We start from the raw sequence: 19,571 nt of genomic DNA, 5'->3' as shown, positions 1-19,571 counted from the left end.
AGTATACGCCGCCCCCAGTTGCCCGCGAAGGGTCAGCGCACTTTGCCCGGTTCAGGTAGCAGCTGCGCCTTGTCGAAGGCATCGACATCGATCACCTTGCGGCGCGCCTGTTCGGCCTCGTGCAGGCGCAGGCCTTCGCCCGGCTGCAGCACGCCGGCCTCGACGGCGGCGTCGATGGCGGACTGGCCAGGTGCAGGCTGTACTTTTCCTTCTTTGATGGCCTGGTGCAATGCTTTACCTGTTGGCGCCGCATCGTCCAGCAGGTCGCTGGCCCTTTGCAAGGCTGCAACCGGGTCATCTTCGCCCTGCGGGCGATAGCAGCCCGCCAGCAGTTCTTCCAGCGCCGGGTCGCCCTTGCGACGCCCAATCAGCTCTGCCACTTCGGCATCCAGTTCATCGCAGGGGCCGGTATGGCGACGGCCGAAGGGGAACACCAGCACCCGCAGCGCGCAGCCGACGAAGCGGTTGGGGAAGTTGTCGAGCAGGCGGTCCAGCGCGCGCTCGGCCTGGCCCAGGCTTTCTTCCATGGCCCAGCGCAGCAGCGGCTGCAGGTGTTCAGGGGAGCCCAGGTCGTGGTAGCGCTTGAGCGCAGCGCTAGCAAGGTACAGGTAGCTCAGCACATCACCCAGGCGGGCACTGAGGCGTTCGCGGCGCTTGAGCGCGCCGCCCAGCAGCATCATCGACAGGTCGGCCATCATCGCGAAGGCGGCAGCCTGGCGGTTGAGCGCGCGGAAGTAGCCCTGGCTCAAGGCATCACCGGGCACGCGCTCCAGGCGACCCAGGCCCAGGTTCAGCACCAGCGTGCTGGCAGCGTTGCCGGCGGCGAACATGATGTGCTTCATCAGCAAGTCGTCAAACTCGCGCAACGCCTGCTCGCGGTCTTCGCGCCCGGCCAGGGCCATTTCCTTGAGCACGAACGGGTGACAACGGATGGCGCCCTGGCCGAAGATCATCAGGTTGCGCGAGAGGATGTTGGCCCCTTCGACGGTGATGAAGATCGGCGCCCCTTGCCAGTTGCGCCCCAGGTAGTTGTTCGGGCCCATGATGATGCCCTTGCCGCCATGCACGTCCATGGCGTGCTGGATGCATTCGCGGCCGCGCTCGGTGAGGTGGTACTTGAGGATCGCCGACAGTACCGAGGGCTTTTCGCCCAGGTCCACGGCCTTGGCCGTGAGCAGGCGTGCGCTGTCCATCAGCCAGGCGTTGCCGCCGATACGAGCCAGCGACTCCTGGATGCCTTCGAAGGCCGCCAGCGGCACATTGAATTGCTCGCGGATGTTGGCGTACTGGCCGGTGACCAGGCTGGTGTACTTGGCGGCGCCGGTACCGACTGCGGGCAGGGAGATCGAGCGGCCGACCGACAGGCAGTTCATCAGCATCATCCAGCCCTTGCCGAGCATGGCCTGGCCGCCGATGAGGAAGTCCAGCGGTACGAATACGTCCTTGCCGCTGTTGGGGCCGTTCATGAACGCGGCGCCCAAGGGCAGGTGACGCTTGCCGATATCCACACCCGGGGTGTCGGTGGGGATCAGTGCCAGGCTGATCCCCAGTTCCTCCTGTTCGCCCAGCAGGTGGTCAGGGTCGTATGCCTTGAACGCCAGCCCCAGCAGCGTCGCGACGGGGCCCAGGGTGATGTAGCGCTTTTCCCAGTTCAGCCGCAAGCCGATGACTTCTTCGCCCTGCCATTGGCCTTTGCAGATGACCCCCGTGTCGGGCATCGCGCCGGCGTCGGAGCCGGCCAGCGGGCCGGTCAGGGCGAAGCAGGGGATGTCATCGCCGCGGGCCAGGCGCGGCAGGTAGTGGTTGCGCTGCTCGTCGGTGCCGTAATGCAGCAGCAGTTCGGCCGGGCCCAGCGAGTTGGGCACCATCACCGTGGAGGCGAGGTCGCCGCTGCGGGTGGCCAGCTTCATGGCTACCTGCGAGTGGGCGTAGGCGGAAAAGCCTTTGCCGCCGTACTCCTTGGGAATGATCAGGGCGAAGAAGCCATGGTCCTTGATATGCGCCCAGGCTTCGGCTGGCAGGTCCATGTCCTGGCCGATCTGCCAGTCGCTGACCATGGCGCACAGTGCTTCTGTGGGGCCATCGATGAAGGCCTGTTCTTCATCCGTCAGCTTGGGTGCCGGATAGGCGAGCAGGGTGCGCCAGTCGGGGCGACCGCTGAACAGCTCGCCGTCCCACCACACGGTGCCGGCGTCGATCGCTTCGCGCTCGGTCTGCGACATCGGCGGCAGGGTGCGCTGAAACCAGCTGAACACCGGGCCGGTGAATACCTTGCGGCGCCAGTCCGGCAGCGCGACCAAGGCGACTTTGAGCGCCAGCACGATCCAGATCAACGTCAGCAGCCAGCCAGGGGCACTGCTGAAAATGCCCATCAGCAGCACATACGCCGCCATGATGCCCAGGATCTGCAAGGGCGCCAGGCGCCGGTGCGTGAGGTACGCCGCGCCGACCACCAGCACTACCAACCACAACAGCAACATAATCGGTCCTCCTTGGAACCAAGGGCTTGAGCCGTCCCGGATAGCTTAGACGCAACGCCGGGAACGACAGGGTCAGAACAGTGACAGGGTGTGGCGGCGGGAGTTTCAGATCCTTGTTTTTCTGTACTTGCCCAAATCGCCGGCAAGCCAGCGCCCACAGGTCACCACGGGTTGAAGGTTTGCGTGGTACTTATGAGCGCTGGCTTGCCGGCGATCGGGCCGGTACAGGCGACGAAACTCTGGAGTAGACTGTGCCACCTGCGCATTCATAAGGACGTTGCCATGCTGAAGATCTGGGGCCGCAAGAATTCGAGCAATGTACGCAAGGCGCTGTGGATCGCCCACGAACTGGGCCTTGATTTCGAATCCATCGACGCTGGCGGCGCCTTCGGCGTGGTCAATGAGCCGCACTACCGCGCCCTTAACCCCAATGGCCTGGTGCCGATGCTCGAAGATGGCGACCTGACCCTGTGGGAGTCCAATACGATCGTCCGCTACTTGTGCGCCGAGTACGGCGCCCAGCAGGGCTGGTACCTGGCAGACCCGCGCCAGCGCGCCCTGGCCGACAAGTGGATGGACTGGACCACCTCATCCTTCGCCGCGCCGTTCCGCCCGCTGTTCTGGGGCCTGCTGCGCACCCCGCAAGACCAGCGCGACTGGGTTGCCATCAACGCTGCCCACAAACAGTGCGCGCAGTTGCTGGCCATCGCCGACGAAACCCTGGCCACACAACCGTACTTGTCCGGTGACCAGATCGGCATGGGCGACATCCCACTGGGTAGTTTCATCTATGCCTGGTTCGAGATGCCCATCGAACGCCCGACCATGTATCACCTCGAAGCCTGGTATGAACGGCTCAAGTCACGCCCGGCCTACCAGGCTGCGGTGATGACTGCACTGACCTGATCGAACACAACGCGTGCCTCGATAGTCATTATCAATACACATGACTGTACTTGTGCGGCCCGGCCTTGCACCATGGGCCGCACTCACTGCGCCAGTGACTTTGCCTGGCGTGTCCCGCACCTTTTTCCTCGGTAAGTGACCCGCTATGAGTTCCGCCCTGTCCATCCGACAGCTGACCAAGACCTACGGCAACGGTTTCCAGGCCCTCAAGGGCATCGACCTGGACGTTGCCGAAGGCGACTTCTTCGCCTTGCTCGGCCCTAATGGCGCCGGCAAGTCCACCACCATCGGCATTCTCTCCACCCTTGTGAACAAGACCAGCGGCACGGTCAACGTGTTCGGCCACGACCTGGACCGCGAGCCGTCGGCGCTCAAGCGCTGCCTGGGCGTGGTGCCGCAAGAGTTCAACTTCAACCAGTTCGAGAAAACCTTCGACATCGTCGTCACCCAGGCCGGCTACTACGGCATCCCGCCCAAGCTGGCCAAGGAGCGCGCCGAGCAGTACCTGACCCAGCTGGGGCTGTGGGACAAGCGCGACGTGCAGTCGCGTTCGTTGTCCGGCGGCATGAAGCGCCGCTTGATGATTGCCCGCGCGCTGATCCACGAACCGCGCCTGCTGATCCTCGACGAGCCTACTGCGGGCGTCGATATCGAGTTGCGTCGCTCGATGTGGAGCTTCCTCACCGAGCTGAACCAGAAGGGCATCACCATCATCCTCACCACGCATTACCTGGAGGAGGCTGAGCAGCTGTGCCGCAACATCGGCATCATCGACCACGGCACCATCGTCGAGAACACCAGCATGCGCAAACTGCTGGGCAAGCTGCATGTCGAAACCTTCGTGCTCGACATCAAGCAGGACCTGGCCAGCGCCCCTGTGCTGCAAGGTTACCCCTGCCGGCTGCTGACCCCGCATAGCCTGGAAGTGCAGGTGGACAAGGACATCGGCATCACCGCGCTGTTCGGCCAGCTGGCGCTGCAGAACATCGAAGTGCAGAGCCTGCGCAACAAGACCAACCGACTTGAGGAGCTGTTCGTGTCCCTGGTGGAAAAAAACCTGTCGAAGGTGGCGGTATGAGTGTGGAACTGCGCACCAACTGGGTCGCCCTCAATACCATCGTCTACCGCGAGGTGCGGCGCTTCTTGCGTATCTGGCCGCAGACGTTGCTGCCTCCGGCGATCACAATGGTCTTGTACTTCGTCATCTTCGGTAACCTGATCGGCCGGCAGATCGGCGACATGGGTGGCTTCACCTACATGCAGTACATCGTGCCGGGGCTGATCATGATGTCGGTGATCACCAACTCGTACGGCAACGTGGTGTCGAGTTTTTTTGGCAGCAAGTTCCAACGCTCGATCGAAGAGCTGATGGTGTCGCCAGTGTCGCCGCACATCATCCTTGTCGGCTATGTGCTGGGCGGCGTGCTGCGTGGCTTGGCGGTGGGGGTGATCGTGACCATCCTGTCGATGTTCTTCACCGACTTGCAGGTGCATCACCTGGGTGTGACGGTGGTCGTGGTGCTGCTGACCGCCACCATCTTTTCGCTGCTGGGCTTCGTCAACGCAGTGTTCGCGCGCAACTTCGATGACATTTCGATCATTCCGACGTTCGTGCTGACGCCGCTGACTTACCTGGGCGGGGTGTTCTACTCGATCAACCTGCTGCCGCCGTTCTGGCAGACCGTGTCGCTGGCCAACCCGGTGCTGCACATGGTCAACTCGTTCCGCTACGGCATTCTAGGGGTGTCGGATATCAGTATTGGTACGGCGATCACCTTCATGCTGGTGGCCACTGCGGTGCTCTATACCCTGTGCGTTCGCCTGCTGGTCAGCGGCCGTGGCATGCGTGCATGAGCAACGCAGCTTGCGCCGGCGCCACTGCCGGCCAATCCACCAGCGCCAGTACAGCAGGGTGGTGAAGTAGGCAGCGACGCCCAGCACCACCCCGCACACCACCGAACCCAGCAGAAACGGTTGCCAGACGGTCGCCAGCTGGTCGGTGATCCATTCGAAGGTGAGGGCGTCGGGCAGGCTGCGTGGCGGAACTTGCATCAGCCAGGCGCCGGTCATGTAAGTGACGAAGAACACCGGCGGCATGGTCAGCGGGTTGGTCAGCCACACCAGGCTGACGGCAATGGGCAGGTTGCCACGCACCGGGATCGCCAGCGCGGCAGCCAGCAACATCTGCATGGGGATGGGTATCAGCGCCGCGAACAGGCCTACCCCCATGGCCCGTGCTACCGAATGGCGGTTCAGGTGCCAGAGGTTCGGGTCGTGCAGCAGCTTGCCGAAAAAGCGTAAGGACTTGTGTTCGCGAATGCTGGTCGGATCCGGCATGTAGCGTTTGAAAAGTCGGCGCGGCATGTAGGCTCCCGGGGCGTTGATCGAGGCAGTATGCCCTTATTCCCGTTCAGCCTCGTTTAGAGTTTGTGACAATTGTTGAGCAAGCTGGGCCGACAATTGCGCTATGCCTCAGAAGGTGATTTCGCTTCTGGAGCTCTATCTCATGCGCACAGGGATGTTGGCGCTCGCGCTCGGGCTTCTGGCCCTGGGTTTTCTCCCCGCTTTGCCATCGGTCGGATGGCTGATGCTGCTGGCTGCCTGTGCGGTTGCCAGCCTGTTTGGCCGGCTGTGGCCGTTGGGGGTTTTCATGCTGGGGCTGTGCTGGGCCTGCTGGTTGGCGCAGCAGGCGCTGGATGACCGCCTGGCCCCCGCGCTGGACGGTCGCACCTTGTGGCTGGAGGGCAGGGTGGTGGGTCTGCCGGCGCGCACGGCGCAAAGCGTACGCTTCGAGCTGCAGGCCGCCCAGTCGCGGCGGGCGCAACTACCAGGGCGCTTGCAGCTGAACTGGTTCGACGGGCCACCGCTGCGGGCGGGTGAGCAATGGCGGCTGGCGGTGACCTTGCAGCGCCCGGCCGGGCTGCTCAACCCGCATGGGCCAGACCGCGAAGCGCAATTGCTGGCGCGGCGCGTTGGCGCCACGGGCACGGTCAAAGCCGGGCAATTGCTGGCGCCGGTTACTGGCGGCTGGCGTGATTCGCTGCGCCAGCGCCTGTTGGCCGTGGACGCCAATGGCCGGCAAGCCGCGCTCGTGGCGCTGGTGCTGGGCGATGGCGCGGGCCTGGCCCGGCAGGACTGGCAGACACTGCAGGCCACCGGCACGGTGCACCTGCTGGTAATTTCCGGGCAGCACATCGGGCTGGTCGCTGGTTTGTTGTATGGCCTGGTCGCCGGGCTGGCCCGTTGGGGCCTGTGGCCTGCGCGGTTGCCTTGGTTGCCCTGGGCCTGTGGCCTGGCAATGGCTGCGGCGCTGGCCTATGGCTGGCTGGCCGGTGGCGGCGTGCCGGTGCAGCGGGCCTGCCTGATGCTGGCGGTGGTGTTGCTCTGGCGGCTGCGTTTTCGCCACCTTGGGGCGTTCTTGCCTTTGCTGCTGGCGTTGGTTGCCGTGTTGCTGGTCGAGCCGTTGGCGGCACTGCTGCCTGGCTTCTGGCTGTCGTTTACCGCCGTGGCCACGCTTATCTATTGCTTCAGTGCCCGCCTGGGCGGCTGGCGACCCTGGCAGGCCTGGACGCGTGCGCAGTGGGTGATCGCCATCGGTTTATTGCCGGTGCTGCTGGCTACAGGCCTGCCAGTCAGCCTGAGTGCGCCGCTGGCCAACCTGGTGGCAGTGCCGTGGATCAGCCTGGCAGTGTTGCCGTTGGCGCTGTCGGGTACGCTGCTGCTGCCGCTGGGCGGGGCAGGTGAGGCGTTGTTGTGGCTGGCGGGTGGGCTGCTGGACCTGTTGTTCCGAGGTTTGGACCTGGTGGCGCAACAGCGCGCGGCGTGGCTGCCGCCGGCCCCGCCACTGTGGGCCTGGCTGCTGGTGTGCCTTGGGGCGTTGCTGGTGCTGCTACCCCGCGGCGTGCCGCTGCGCGGTTTGGGCGGGGTGATGCTGCTGGCGCTGTGGGTGCCCCGGGAGCCAGTGCCGCTGGGGCAGGTCGAGGTGTTGCAGCTGGACGTTGGTCAAGGGTTGGCGGTGCTCTTGCGTACCCGCCATCACAACCTGCTGTACGACGCCGGGCCGGCCAGGGGGGATAGTGACCTGGGTGAGCGGGTGGTGCTGCCGACCTTGCGCAAGTTGGGGGTGGGCAGCCTGGACATGATGTTGATCAGCCATGCGCATGCCGATCATGCGGGCGGTGCAGCGGCCGTCGAGCGGGGCTTGCCGGTCAGGCGGATGATCGGGGGCGAAGCGCTGGAGCATGTTCAGTTGCAGCCGTGCAGCAGCGGCGAGCAGTGGGAGTGGGATGGTGTGCGGTTTTCGCTGTGGCGCTGGGCTGACGGGCAGAGCAGCAATGACCGCTCCTGTGTGCTGCTGGTCGAGGCGCAGGGTGAGCGATTGCTGTTGGCGGGTGATATCGAGGCCGCTGCGGAGCGGGCCTGGCTTGCGCAGGCTGACATGCCCCGAATCGACTGGCTCCAGGCGCCCCATCATGGCAGCCGGAGTTCGTCCACCGAGGCTTTCATCCGTGCGACGGCGCCGCAGGGGGTGTTGATTTCCCGGGGGCGCAATAACAGCTTTGGGCATCCGCATGCGCAGGTGGTGGAGCGGTATCGGCGGCATGGGGTGGTGATGCATGACACGGCGGTGGAGGGGGCATTGCGGCTGGTTTTGGGGGGGCACGGGGCGGTTGAGGGTATGCGCGGGCAGCGGCGGTTTTGGCGGGTTCGTGCGGCGCTTGATCTCGGAGGCGCTGAAAATGTCGCGGCAAACACCTCCCGGCCCCCACCAATTCCCTGACCTCTGGCAGATGAGCCCTCGGCGCGCCTATGGTAGAGTGGCGGCCTTTTTCCGAAGGGGCGTTTACTGTGTGGGAATTGGTCAAGTCCGGTGGTTGGATGATGCTGCCGATCATTCTGAGTTCCATCGCTGCCATGGCTATCGTCGGCGAGCGCCTGTGGACCCTGCGCGCCAGTCGCGTCACCCCGCCGCACTTGCTGGGCCAGGTGTGGATCTGGATCAAGGACAAGCAACTGACCAGTGACAAGCTCAAGGCCCTGCGTGCCGACTCGCCACTGGGTGAAATCCTCGCGGCAGGCCTGGCCAACTCCCGCCATGGCCGCGAAATCATGAAAGAGTGCATCGAGGAGGCCGCCTCGCGTGTCATCCACGAGCTGGAACGCTACATCAGCACCCTCGGCACCATCGCCGCCATGGCCCCGCTGCTGGGCCTGCTGGGTACCGTGCTGGGCATGATCGACATCTTCAGCGCCTTCATGGGCTCGCAGATGACCGCCAATGCCGCAGTGCTGGCCGGTGGTATTTCCAAAGCGCTGGTGACCACTGCTGCCGGCCTGATGGTCGGCATTCCGGCGGTGTTCTTCCACCGCTTCCTGCTGCGCCGCATTGATGAGCTGGTGGTGGGCATGGAGCAGGAGGCGATCAAGCTGGTGGAGGTGATCCAGGGCGACCGTGAAGTGGAAGTGGCCGGAGGCAAGGCGTGAAGTTTCGGCGCAATCGCCAGCGGGAGAACGTCGACATCAACCTCGCGTCGCTGATCGACGTGGTGTTCGTCCTGCTGCTGTTCTTCGTGGTCACCACCACCTTCACCCGCGAGACCCAGCTGCGCGTCGAGCTGCCCGAGGCCGCCAGCGCCGAGCCGGCGCCGGCCGAGCAGGGCAAGCTGGTGGAAATCACCATCAGCGCCGAAGGCGTGTACTCGGTGAACAACCACCTGCTGCCCAAGAGCGACCTGGCCACCCTGAGCGAGGCGATCGAGCGTGAGTCGGGCGGCGACAACAAGCTGCCGCTGGCTATCAGTGCCGACGGCAAGACCCCGCACCAGGCGGTGGTCACTGCAATGGATGCCGCCGGCAAGCTCGGCTTCAGCCAGTTGCGCATGACCACCGTCGAGGCGGCCCAGGGCACGCCCTGATGGCCTTCGCCGACCGCCTGCTCGCTGCCTGGTACGCCGGGCATCCGGCGCTGGCGCTGCTGCGCCCGCTGGAGGCGCTGTACCGCCGTGTGGTCACGGGCAAGCGGGCGCGTTTTCTCAGTGGTGAAAGCGCCAGCTACCGGGCGCCGGTGCCGGTCATCGTGGTGGGCAACATTACCGTGGGCGGTACCGGCAAGACGCCGATGATCCTGTGGCTCATCGAGCACTGCCGCCAGCAGGGCCTGAAGGTCGGCGTGGTCAGCCGTGGCTATGGTGCCAAGCCACCACAGCTGCCTTGGCGGGTGCGGGCTGACCAGCTGGCTGCCCAGGCGGGTGACGAGCCGCTGTTGATCGTGCAGCGCACCGGCGTGCCGCTGATGATCGACCCCGACCGCTCGCGCGCGGTGCAGGCACTGCTGGCCAGCGAACCCCTCGACCTGATCCTGTGTGATGACGGCATGCAGCACTACCGCCTGGCTCGCGACCTGGAGCTGGTGCTGATCGATGCTGCCCGCGGCCTGGGTAACGGCCACTGCCTGCCCGCCGGCCCCCTGCGTGAGCCTGCCGAACGTTTGCAAGACGCTGACGCGGTACTGTTCAACGGCGCCAGCGCAGACCGCGCCGATGGCTTCGGCTTCTGCCTGCAGCCCAGCGCGCTGGTCAACCTGCGCAGTGGCGAGCGCCGCGCGCTCGATTATTTCCCCGCCGGCCAGCGTCTGCATGCGGTAGCCGGTATCGGCAACCCGCAACGTTTCTTCAACACCCTGCTGGGGCTAAACTGGCAGCCGCTGCCGCACCCCTTCGCCGACCATGCGCAATTCAGCGCCGAGCGCCTGGCTTTCAGCCCGCCGTTGCCGCTGGTGATGACCGAGAAGGACGCGGTTAAATGCCGGGCCTTCGCTGCTGACGACTGGTGGTACCTGGCCGTCGAGGCCCAGCCCACCGCGGCGTTCAGCGCCTGGTTCGACAGCCAGCTGCGGCGCTTGCTGCGCAAGCCCTGAGCTTTTTTCATTTTCCGGCCATCTGGCCTCAAGGAAGCCTCCAATGGACACCAAACTGCTTGATATCCTGGCCTGCCCGATCACCAAGGGCCCGCTCAAGCTCAGCGCCGACAAGACCGAGCTGATCAGCAAGGGCGCCGGCCTGGCCTACCCGATCCGCGACGGCATCCCGGTGATGCTGGAAAGCGAAGCGCGGACCCTGACCGACGACGAGCGTCTGGACAAATGAGCGTGAATTTCACTGTGGTGATCCCCGCCCGCCTGCGGTCCACGCGCCTGCCGGGCAAACCGCTGCTGCTGATCGCCGGCAAGCCGATGGTCCAGCATGTCTGGGAACAGGCGCGCAAAAGCGGCGCCAGCCGGGTGGTCATCGCCACCGACGACACCAGCATCTTCGAGGCCTGCCAGGCGTTTGGTGCTGAAGTGCTGATGACCCGTGTCGATCACGAGTCGGGCACCGACCGCCTGGCCGAAGTGGCTGCGCAGCTCGGCCTGCCCGCCGACGCCATCGTGGTCAATGTGCAGGGCGACGAGCCGCTGATCCCGCCGGTGATCATCGACCAGGTGGCCGCCAACCTGGCCGCTCACCCAGAGGCTGGCATCGCCACCCTGGCCGAGCCGGTGCATGAGCCGGAAACCGTATTCAACCCCAATGCGGTCAAGGTGGTCAGCGACAAGCATGGCCTGGCCCTGAGTTTCAGCCGCGCGCCGCTGCCGTGGGCCCGCGATGCCTTCGCCAATGACCGCAGCCAGTTGCCGCCGGGCGTACCTTACCGCCGCCACATCGGCATGTACGCGTACCGCGTCGGCTTCCTGCAGGACTTCGTCAGCTGGGGCCCGTGCTGGCTTGAGCAGACCGAAGCGCTGGAGCAACTGCGGGCCCTGTGGCATGGGGTGCGGATTCACGTCGAGGACGCCATCGAGGCGCCTGCCGTGGGCGTGGATACCCCGCAAGACCTGGAGCGCGTGCGGCGCTTGCTGGAGGCCTGATGCGCGTCCTGTTCGTGTGCCTGGGCAACATTTGCCGCTCGCCCACCGCCGAAGGCGTGCTGCGCCAGCAACTGCAGGCCGCCGGGCTTGCCGACCGGGTGCATGTGGCCTCGGCCGGCACCGGTGACTGGCACGTCGGCAAGGGCCCCGACAGCCGTACCTGCAAAGCCGCGCTGGCGCGTGGTTACGACCTGTCGCAGCAGCGTGCGCAGCAGGTCAAGGCGGCACATTTTGCCGAATATGACCTGATCCTGGCCATGGACAAGAGCAACCTCCGCGATCTGCGCGCCCTGCGCCCGCATACCTCCGCAGGTGAGCTTGACCTGTTCCTGCGCCGCTACGGTGCTGCACTGGATGAAGTGCCAGACCCGTATTACGGCGGTGCCGACGGTTTCGAGCAGGTGCTCGACCTGGTTGAAGCGGCCTGCCAGGCGCTGGTGCTGGAAATCAAGGGGCGGCTATGACAGTGCAGTGGCAGGAGCAGGTATCGCTCAAGCCGTACAACACCTTCGGCATCGACGTGAAGGCGCGGTATTTCAGCCAGGCGCACGATGACCAGCAAGTGCGCCAGGCCCTGAGCATGGCGCACCAACGGGGGCTGCCGGTACTGGTGATCGGGGGCGGGAGCAACCTGTTGCTGACCCGTGATATCGATGCGCTGGTGCTGCACATGGCCAGCCGCGGTCGCCGCGTGCTCAGTGATGACGGCGAACGTGTCGTAGTCGAGGCCGAGGCCGGTGAGCCATGGCATCCGTTCGTGCAGTGGACGCTGGCGCAGGGCTACTGCGGGCTGGAGAACCTCAGCCTGATCCCGGGTACGGTAGGGGCTGCGCCGATGCAGAACGTGGGTGCCTATGGGGTGGAGATCAAGGACGTGTTCGCCGGCCTGACCGCGCTGGACCGTGAGACCGGGCAGCTGCATGACTTCGGGCTGGCGGAGTGCGCCTTCGGTTATCGCGACAGCCTGTTCAAGCGCAGCCCGGGCCGCTGGTTGATCCTGCGTGTGCGGTTTGCCTTGAGCCGGACCTTGCGGGCGCACCTGGACTACGGCCCGGTGCGCCAGCGCCTGGCCGAGCAGGGCGTGACCCAGCCGACAGCTCAGGCGGTCAGTGATGCGATCTGCAGCATTCGCCGCGAGAAGCTGCCAGACCCGGCGGAGCTCGGCAATGCCGGAAGCTTTTTCAAGAACCCGGTGGTAGCGGTTGAGCTGGTCGAGCGTATTCGTGGCCAGCATCCGGGGGTGGTGGCTTATCCCCAGGCTGATGGGCAGGTGAAGCTGGCAGCGGGCTGGCTGATCGAGCAGGCGGGCTGGAAGGGCTATCGCGAAGGGGATGCGGGCGTGCATCGCTTGCAGTCTCTGGTGCTGGTCAACTACGGCCGGGCGAGCGGGGCGCAGATGCATGCGCTGGCGCTGGAGATCCAGGCGGATGTGCTGCAGCGGTTTGGGGTTGAGCTGGAGATGGAGCCTAATCTCTACTGATTCCTTGCCTGTACTGGCCTGTTCGCTGTTGCAGGCAAAACCCCCGGCCAAGAAAAAGCCCCGCCAGTTCGCACTGGCGGGGCTTTTTCATTCAGCCTTGGTTATCAACTGTGATGAGGCTTGTGCTCATCGGCGGCTTCCAGGGCTGGCTCCTCGGTAGTTACAGCAGCTTGCTGTGCGGCCTTGGCAGCAGCCTCGGCCTCACGCTTGCGGCGGCGCACTTCACGCGGGTCGTTCGGCGCACGGCCGTTGGACAGCATGACAGTGGCAGGCTCTACCACAGCAGGGGCTTCGACAACTGCAGGCTCGACCACTGCAGGTGCAGGCTCGGCCACCACTTCTGGCTGGGCTTCGACAACCGGGGCAGCTTGCTCGGCAACCGGAGCGATTTCGATCACGGCCGGAGCCTGTTCGATTTCACCGGCTTCGACAGCGGGGGCTTCTGCCGGTGCTTCAACAGCCCCGGCTTCGGCAACAACGGTCGACTCGATCACCGGTGCTGCTTCGGCAGCCGGCTCTGGAGCCACTTCCACCACAGGCTCGGCAGTTGCCTCGACCACGGCGACAGGCTCGCTGACCGGTTGCTCCACAGCTGGGGCAACGGCGGCTTCTTCAGCCTTGGCGACCGCTTCGACCTGCTCGGCTTTTTCAGCCTGCTCAACCGGCTGGGCGGCTTCGCTGTTGTCGGTTTCTGCAGTGGCAGCGACTTCGGCGGTGGCGCGCTCGGCCTGGTGATTGGCCTGGGCCTCGGCGTCGGCGCTGATATTGCTGCTGGCGACAGCAGCAGTGACGGCCAGGCCGGCGGCCAGTTCGGCACCCAGCTCGGTGGCCTGGTGCTGCTGTGGCTGCTCTTCGCTGCCTTCTTCGTCGCCGTCGATCAGCTCGCCATTGGCATTGCGCTGGCGTTCACGACGATTGCTGCGACGACGCTGGCCACGGGAGCGGCGACGCGGGCGCTCGCCATCGGTGCCTTCTTGCTCGTCTTGCAGCAGCTCTTCGTTCGGCAGTTGCTCTTCGGCCAGCTCGGCAGCCTGCTCGGCTGTTCCTTCAGCGGCGCTTGGCTGACGCTCTTCGCGTGGTGGGCGCGGTGCACGTTCTTCACGTGGGGCGCGTTCTTCGCGGGGTGCGCGTTCTTCACGTGGTGCGCGTTCTTCACGTGGTGCACGTTCTTCACGTGGTGCACGTTCTTCACGCGGCGCACGTTCTTCGCGTGGTGCGCGTTCTTCACGCGGTGCACGCTCTTCACGTGGGGCGCGTTCTTCGCGTGGAGCACGCTCTTCACGGGCTACACGCTCTTCGCGTTCGGCTGGTGGGGTGGCGTCCAGCGGTTCACGCAGCTCGCGCACGCGCTCTTCACCGCGGTTGCTGCGGCGATCTTCGCGTGGCTGACGTGGTGCGCGTTCTTCACGCGGTGCACGTTCTTCACGTGGGGCACGTTCTTCACGCGGTGCACGCTCTTCACGTGGTGCGCGTTCTTCCCGTGGCTGACGCTCTTCGCGTGGAGCACGTTCGGCACGTTCTTCGCGCGGCTTGCGCTCTTCGTCGCGGCGGCCGTTGCGGTTGCGGCTTTGCTGGCGGCCGTTACGGCGTTCTTCGTTGCGCGGGCTGCGCTCGGCGGCCGGTTTTTCGGCGGCGGCGACAACCGGTGCGGCGGCGGGCTCGTCCTTGCCGGCGAACAGGCTGACCAGCGACTTCACCAGGCCCTTGAACAGGCTCGGCTCCGGAGCGCTCGGGGCTGGGGCGACGACGGGGGCGGCAGGCTGCGGCTCTTCAGCGGCGGCGGGAACCGGCGCGTTGGCGCGGGTCGGGGCAGTCTTGACCGCAGCTTCCTGGCGTACCAGGGTGCGAGTGGCGGTCGGCACCGGCGCCTCTTCGGTCTCGGCAGCCGCGATCTCGTAGCTGGACTGGTTGTTCAGCACTTCCGGGTTGTCGTCGCGCAGGCGCTGGACTTCGAAGTGCGGGGTTTCCAGGTGATCGTTCGGCAGGATGATGATGCGCGCACGGGTACGCAGTTCGATCTTGGTGATCGAGTTGCGCTTCTCGTTGAGCAGGAACGCGGCCACCGGGATTGGCACCTGGGCGCGTACCTCGGCGGTGCGGTCCTTCAGGGCTTCTTCTTCGATCAGGCGCAGGATGGCCAGCGACAGCGACTCGACGTCACGGATGATGCCGGTGCCGGAGCAGCGCGGGCAGACGATGCCGCTGCTTTCGCCCAGCGATGGACGCAGGCGCTGACGGGACATTTCCAGCAGGCCGAAGCGCGAGATGCGGCCAACCTGCACGCGGGCGCGGTCGGCTTCCAGGCATTCGCGTACGCGCTCTTCAACAGCGCGCTGGTTCTTCGCCGGGGTCATGTCGATGAAGTCGATGACAATCAGGCCGCCGATGTCACGCAGGCGCAGCTGGCGGGCGATTTCTTCGGCCGCTTCCAGGTTGGTCTGCAGGGCGGTTTCTTCGATGTCGCTGCCTTTGGTGGCGCGCGCGGAGTTGATGTCGATGGACACCAGGGCTTCGGTCGGGTCGATCACGATCGAGCCGCCGGACGGCAGTTCGACCACGCGCTGGAAGGCGGTTTCGATCTGGCTTTCGATCTGGAAGCGGTTGAACAGCGGTACGCTGTCTTCGTACAGTTTGACCTTGCTGGCGTACTGCGGCATCACCTGGCGGATGAAGGTGAGGGCTTCTTCCTGGGCATCGATGCTGTCGATCAGCACTTCGCCGATGTCCTGGCGCAGGTAGTCGCGGATGGCGCGGATGATGACGTTGCTTTCCTGATAGATCAGGAACGGCGCGGCGCGGTCCAGGGACGCTTCCTTGATGGCGGTCCACAGCTGCAGCAGGTAGTCGAGGTCCCACTGCATTTCTTCGCTGCTGCGGCCAAGGCCGGCAGTGCGCACGATCAGGCCCATGTCGCCCGGTACGGTCAGGCCGTTCAGGGCTTCGCGCAGCTCGTTGCGCTCTTCGCCTTCGATGCGGCGCGAGATGCCACCGGCACGCGGGTTGTTGGGCATCAGCACCAGGTAGCGGCCGGCCAGGCTGATGAAGGTGGTGAGGGCGGCGCCTTTGTTGCCGCGCTCTTCCTTCTCGACCTGGACGATGACTTCCTGGCCTTCGCTGAGCACTTCCTTGATGTTGACCCGGCCTTCAGGGGCTTTCTTGAAGTATTCGCGGGAGATTTCTTTCAGCGGCAGGAAGCCGTGACGTTCGGAACCGAAGTCGACGAAGGCGGCTTCGAGGCTGGGTTCGATGCGGGTGATCTTGCCTTTGTAGATGTTGGCCTTTTTCTGCTCGCGCGCGCCGGACTCGATGTCCAGGTCGTAGAGACGTTGGCCGTCCACCAGGGCTACACGCAACTCTTCGGGTTGAGTTGCGTTAATCAGCATTCTTTTCATGTTGTACCGTCGGTTTCCGGGCTGCCGGAAACGGCGTTCGGCACACACGACGTCTCATGGTCGGTGCCAAGGTGCGCAAAGGGTGGCGGGGCCACCCCCGTGTCGAGCGACGTTCGGCACCAGCCGGTTGCCCAGCCTGCCGTTGTCGCGACGACGCGTCCTGTTTGCTGCGGTGCCAACAAGGCCCCGGTGGCTTCGAATTGGAATCCGAATCAACCAAGCGGGCCTTGTGCACTCAGTCAGGAGGAGGAATCAACCTTCAGCCGTGGACGCCCGGGGGCATCTGTTCAGGACCTTATCCGCTCGCCGGCCATATCAGTGGGCCGGTGGCCGGACGCGGTGCTACACGGTCCGAGGGCTGTGCATCTCCACCCTGCACGTATCCCTGATAATTCGGGTGCTGCCGCGCGCTGAATCCGCAACGGGTTGCATTTTTCGCCAGCGCTGGTTCGACGCTGACGCCATTCATGTCCAAGGCAGGTATTTCCGAAGCATTCGCCGTGCGTTGCGTGGAAGCGACGGGGCGGGCAGAGGTACAGCGAAAAGAATCGGGTAAGCAGGTGAAACACCGCACTTGTCGTTTTTTTTCGGTCTTCTCTACACAGCGCTGGTGGCGATTCCAGGCAATTCGGTAAACTGGCGAAAACCCCGTAGGACGGCCTCGCGTCCTGGAGAATTGCGATGGTCAGGGACCGGCCAAGAGCCTGATTCCGCTGGCCTGCCGCTTTTGGCGGCGTTCGCGACTATAGCAGCAATGATTAAGTGCTTCAATTCCATAAAAAATTGTTATGATCCCGCCATGACGACCAATACCCCTCCGACTTCCGGCGTTCAGCTGATCGAAGTCGCGCCGGAGCTTGCCGGCCAACGCATCGACAATTTCCTCATCACGGCCCTCAAGGGCGTGCCCAAGACCTTGGTCTACCGCATCCTGCGCAAGGGTGAGGTGCGGGTCAACAAAGGGCGCGTCAAGCCGGAATACAAGATCCAGGCCGGTGACATCGTGCGCGTACCGCCGGTCCGCCTGCCCGAGCGTGATGCTCCGGCGCCGGTGGCCCAGGGCCTGCTGCAGCGCCTTGAGGCGGCCATTGTCTACGAAGACAAGGCCCTGATCGTGATGAACAAACCGGCCGGCATTGCCGTGCACGGCGGCAGCGGCCTGAGCTTTGGCGTCATCGAGGCGCTGCGTCAGCTGCGCCCGGACGCCAAGGAGCTGGAGCTGGTGCACCGCCTGGACCGCGACACCTCCGGCCTGCTGATGATTGCCAAGAAACGCAGCATGCTGCGCCACCTGCATGCCGCGTTGCGCGGCGATGGTGTCGACAAACGCTACATGGCGCTGGTGCGCGGCCACTGGCCAACCGCAAAAAAACAGGTCAACGCGCCGTTGCTCAAAAGCAACCTGCGCTCTGGCGAGCGCATGGTCGAAGTCAACGACGAGGGCAAGGAGGCACTGACCCTGTTCCGCGTGCTGCGCCGCTTTGGCGATTTCGCCACCATTGTCGAGGCGCGTCCCATTACCGGTCGCACCCATCAGATTCGTGTGCACACCCTGCATGCCGGGCACATGATTGCCGGCGACAGCAAGTATGGCGACGAAGACTTCAGTCGCGAGATCCGTGACCTGGGCGGCAAGCGCCTGTTCCTGCATGCGTATGCGTTGACCGTGCCTTTGCCGGACGGTGGTGAGCTGAAGCTCGAGGCACCGGTGGACGAAGTCTGGGCGAAAACCATCGAGCGGTTGAGTGCGCCCTGATCCATGAAAAAAGCCTATGAACTACTGATCTTCGACTGGGATGGCACGCTGGCCGATTCCATTGGGCGTATCGTCGAGGCCATGAATGCCGCCGCCGAGCGTGCCGGTGAGGCGCAAAGCAGCGATGATGCAGTCAAGGGCATTATCGGCCTGGCGCTTGGCGAGGCCATCCATACCCTGTATCCGCACCTGGAGCCGGCGCAGGTCGAGCGCTTTCGTCAGCACTATGCCGATATCTACATGGCGCTGGATCAGCAGCCATCGCCGCTGTTCGAGGGCGTCATCGAATCGCTGGATGCGTTCCGCGCCGAGGGCTACCGCCTGGCGGTAGCGACCGGCAAGGCCCGGCGCGGGCTGGACCGGGTGCTCAAGGCCAATGGCCTGGACCAGTTCTTCGACATTACCCGCGCCGCCGACGAAACCCGTGGCAAGCCGCATCCGTTGATGCTCGAGGAAATCCTCGGCCATTGTGGTGTCGAACCGGGGCGGGCGCTGATGGTCGGCGATTCGGCCTTCGACTTGCTGATGGCCAGCAATGCTGGCATGCATTCGGTGGCTGTGGGCTACGGTGCCATGTCGCTGCAGGCGCTGGCCGAATTTGCTCCGCAGGTGTGCATCGATCATTTTTCCCAGCTGCGCGAGTGGCTGGCGGGTTCCCTGATTCCACTTCCAAGGTAGGTAAGCATGGCAGACGAATGGAAAGCCCCCGAGGCCGAGGCCGAGCCCGAGGGGCGCGAAGAGCGCAAAAGCTGGAGGCTGCTGGAAAAGACCTTGCTGGCCAGCGTGCAGGAGCAGCGCCGGGCGCGGCGCTGGGGCATCTTTTTCAAGCTGCTGACCTTCGTGTATCTGTTCGGCCTGCTGGCGTTGTTTTCGCCGCTGATGGACATGGACAAGGCGGCGTCGCGCAGTGCCAGCCACACCGCGCTGGTCGAGGTGCGCGGGGTGATTGCCGATCAGGAGTCTGCCAGTGCCGACAACATCGTCAAAAGCCTGCGCGAAGCGTTCAAGGACGGCAAGACCAAGGGTGTGGTGATGCGCATCAACAGCCCGGGCGGCAGCCCGGTGCAGGCGGGTTACGTGTATGACGAGATTCGCCGCCTGCGTGCCGAGTACCCGGCCGTCAAGCTGTATGCGGTGATTACCGACCTTGGCGCTTCCGGTGCCTATTACATCGCCAGTGCGGCAGACGAAATCTACGCCGACAAGGCCAGCCTGGTGGGCTCCATTGGCGTCACGGCGGCCGGTTATGGCTTTGTCGGCGCAATGGAGAAGCTGGGTGTCGAGCGGCGCTTGTACACGTCGGGCGAGCACAAGGCCTTCCTTGATCCGTTCTCGCCGCAAAAGCCCGAGGAAACCCGGTTCTGGCAGGGCGTGCTCGATACCACGCACAACCAGTTCATTGCCATGGTCAAGCAGGGGCGCGGTGACCGGCTGAAGGACAAGGAGCATCCGGAGCTGTTCAGTGGCCTGGTCTGGTCGGGTGAGCAGGCCAAGGCGCTGGGGCTGGTGGATGGGTTGGGCAGTGCCAGCTATGTGGCGCGTGAGATCGTTGGCGAGAAGGAGTTGGTGGACTTCACTGTGCAGGAATCGCCGTTTGATCGGTTTTCCAAGCGCGTGGGGGCCGGCGTGGCTGAGCACCTGGCGATGTGGA

17 protein-coding genes are annotated in these 19,571 nt (G+C 64.8%); 14 read left to right on the top strand and 3 right to left on the bottom strand.

All coding sequences use genetic code 11. The annotated features are described in order from the left end of the window. Window positions 1-32: 32 nt before the first annotated feature. Entirely contained in the window at window positions 33-2,480 is a 2,448-nt protein-coding gene (locus HP547_RS08705; protein ID WP_172286057.1) for an acyl-CoA dehydrogenase, read from the bottom strand. Window positions 2,481-2,762: 282 nt separating this feature from the next. Between HP547_RS08705 and HP547_RS08700 the strand changes: the two genes are divergently transcribed. The 3 genes from HP547_RS08700 to HP547_RS08690 all read left to right on the top strand — a co-directional run bounded on the left by HP547_RS08700 (window position 2,763) and on the right by HP547_RS08690 (window position 5,240). After that, window positions 2,763-3,386, top strand: coding sequence for a glutathione S-transferase (locus tag HP547_RS08700; protein ID WP_172286056.1), 624 nt, complete (start codon window positions 2,763-2,765; stop codon window positions 3,384-3,386). Between the two features lie 145 nt (window positions 3,387-3,531). After that, entirely contained in the window at window positions 3,532-4,464 is a 933-nt protein-coding gene (locus HP547_RS08695) for an ABC transporter ATP-binding protein (protein ID WP_172226212.1), read from the top strand. Continuing rightward, window positions 4,461-5,240 (top strand): ABC transporter permease, encoded by a 780-nt coding sequence (locus tag HP547_RS08690; RefSeq protein ID WP_172286055.1) that lies wholly within the window; start codon window positions 4,461-4,463, stop codon window positions 5,238-5,240. Before HP547_RS08695 ends, HP547_RS08690 begins: the two co-directional genes overlap by 4 nt. On the opposite strand, the gene HP547_RS08685 is transcribed toward HP547_RS08690, so the two are convergent. Further along, window positions 5,124-5,750, bottom strand: a complete 627-nt coding sequence (locus tag HP547_RS08685) for a DUF2062 domain-containing protein (RefSeq protein WP_172231560.1) — start codon at window positions 5,748-5,750, stop codon at window positions 5,124-5,126. The genes HP547_RS08690 and HP547_RS08685 overlap by 117 nt on opposite strands. 142 nt (window positions 5,751-5,892) lie before the next feature. Between HP547_RS08685 and HP547_RS08680 the strand changes: the two genes are divergently transcribed. From HP547_RS08680 to murB, 8 genes are all read left to right on the top strand, one after another. Then, on the top strand, window positions 5,893-8,166 hold the full coding sequence (locus HP547_RS08680) for a DNA internalization-related competence protein ComEC/Rec2 (protein ID WP_172286054.1): 2,274 nt from the start codon (window positions 5,893-5,895) through the stop codon (window positions 8,164-8,166). Between the two features lie 68 nt (window positions 8,167-8,234). After that, on the top strand, window positions 8,235-8,870 hold the full coding sequence (locus tag HP547_RS08675; RefSeq protein ID WP_172231566.1) for a MotA/TolQ/ExbB proton channel family protein: 636 nt from the start codon (window positions 8,235-8,237) through the stop codon (window positions 8,868-8,870). Then, window positions 8,867-9,301 carry a biopolymer transporter ExbD gene (locus tag HP547_RS08670; RefSeq protein WP_172231569.1) on the top strand — a complete coding sequence of 145 codons (435 nt, stop codon included), beginning with the start codon at window positions 8,867-8,869 and terminating at the stop codon, window positions 9,299-9,301. Before HP547_RS08675 ends, HP547_RS08670 begins: the two co-directional genes overlap by 4 nt. Next, a complete protein-coding gene (gene lpxK, locus HP547_RS08665; RefSeq protein WP_172230905.1) occupies window positions 9,301-10,302 on the top strand; it encodes a tetraacyldisaccharide 4'-kinase in 1,002 nt (333 codons plus the stop codon). The genes HP547_RS08670 and lpxK overlap by 1 nt, the downstream gene beginning before the upstream one ends. A gap of 43 nt (window positions 10,303-10,345) precedes the next feature. Further along, window positions 10,346-10,531 (top strand): Trm112 family protein, encoded by a 186-nt coding sequence (locus HP547_RS08660; RefSeq protein ID WP_003247142.1) that lies wholly within the window; start codon window positions 10,346-10,348, stop codon window positions 10,529-10,531. Beyond that, window positions 10,528-11,292: a 3-deoxy-manno-octulosonate cytidylyltransferase gene (gene kdsB / locus HP547_RS08655; protein WP_172230896.1), complete on the top strand. Its 765-nt coding sequence runs from the start codon at window positions 10,528-10,530 to the stop codon at window positions 11,290-11,292. The genes HP547_RS08660 and kdsB overlap by 4 nt, the downstream gene beginning before the upstream one ends. After that, a complete protein-coding gene (locus HP547_RS08650; RefSeq protein ID WP_172286053.1) occupies window positions 11,292-11,756 on the top strand; it encodes a low molecular weight protein-tyrosine-phosphatase in 465 nt (154 codons plus the stop codon). The genes kdsB and HP547_RS08650 overlap by 1 nt, the downstream gene beginning before the upstream one ends. After that, window positions 11,753-12,772 (top strand): UDP-N-acetylmuramate dehydrogenase, encoded by a 1,020-nt coding sequence (gene murB, locus HP547_RS08645; protein ID WP_172286052.1) that lies wholly within the window; start codon window positions 11,753-11,755, stop codon window positions 12,770-12,772. Before HP547_RS08650 ends, murB begins: the two co-directional genes overlap by 4 nt. Window positions 12,773-12,876: 104 nt before the next feature. On the opposite strand, the gene rne is transcribed toward murB, so the two are convergent. Further along, on the bottom strand, window positions 12,877-16,164 hold the full coding sequence (gene rne, locus HP547_RS08640) for a ribonuclease E (RefSeq protein ID WP_172286051.1): 3,288 nt from the start codon (window positions 16,162-16,164) through the stop codon (window positions 12,877-12,879). Window positions 16,165-16,963: 799 nt separating this feature from the next. On the opposite strand from rne, the gene rluC reads away from it, so the two are divergent. From rluC to HP547_RS08625, 3 genes are all read left to right on the top strand, one after another. Next, window positions 16,964-17,920, top strand: a complete 957-nt coding sequence (rluC, locus tag HP547_RS08635; RefSeq protein WP_172286050.1) for a 23S rRNA pseudouridine(955/2504/2580) synthase RluC — start codon at window positions 16,964-16,966, stop codon at window positions 17,918-17,920. A gap of 3 nt (window positions 17,921-17,923) precedes the next feature. Beyond that, a complete protein-coding gene (locus HP547_RS08630; protein WP_172233436.1) occupies window positions 17,924-18,598 on the top strand; it encodes an HAD family hydrolase in 675 nt (224 codons plus the stop codon). A 6-nt stretch (window positions 18,599-18,604) separates the two neighbouring features. Beyond that, window positions 18,605-19,571: S49 family peptidase (locus HP547_RS08625; protein ID WP_172286049.1), on the top strand; the 967-nt coding region annotated here is incomplete at its 3' end.

This window comes from Pseudomonas sp. CM27, assembly GCF_013179515.1.
Classification (GTDB): Bacteria; Pseudomonadota; Gammaproteobacteria; order Pseudomonadales; family Pseudomonadaceae; genus Aquipseudomonas.
This window is presented reverse-complemented; position numbering and strand designations above follow the sequence as displayed.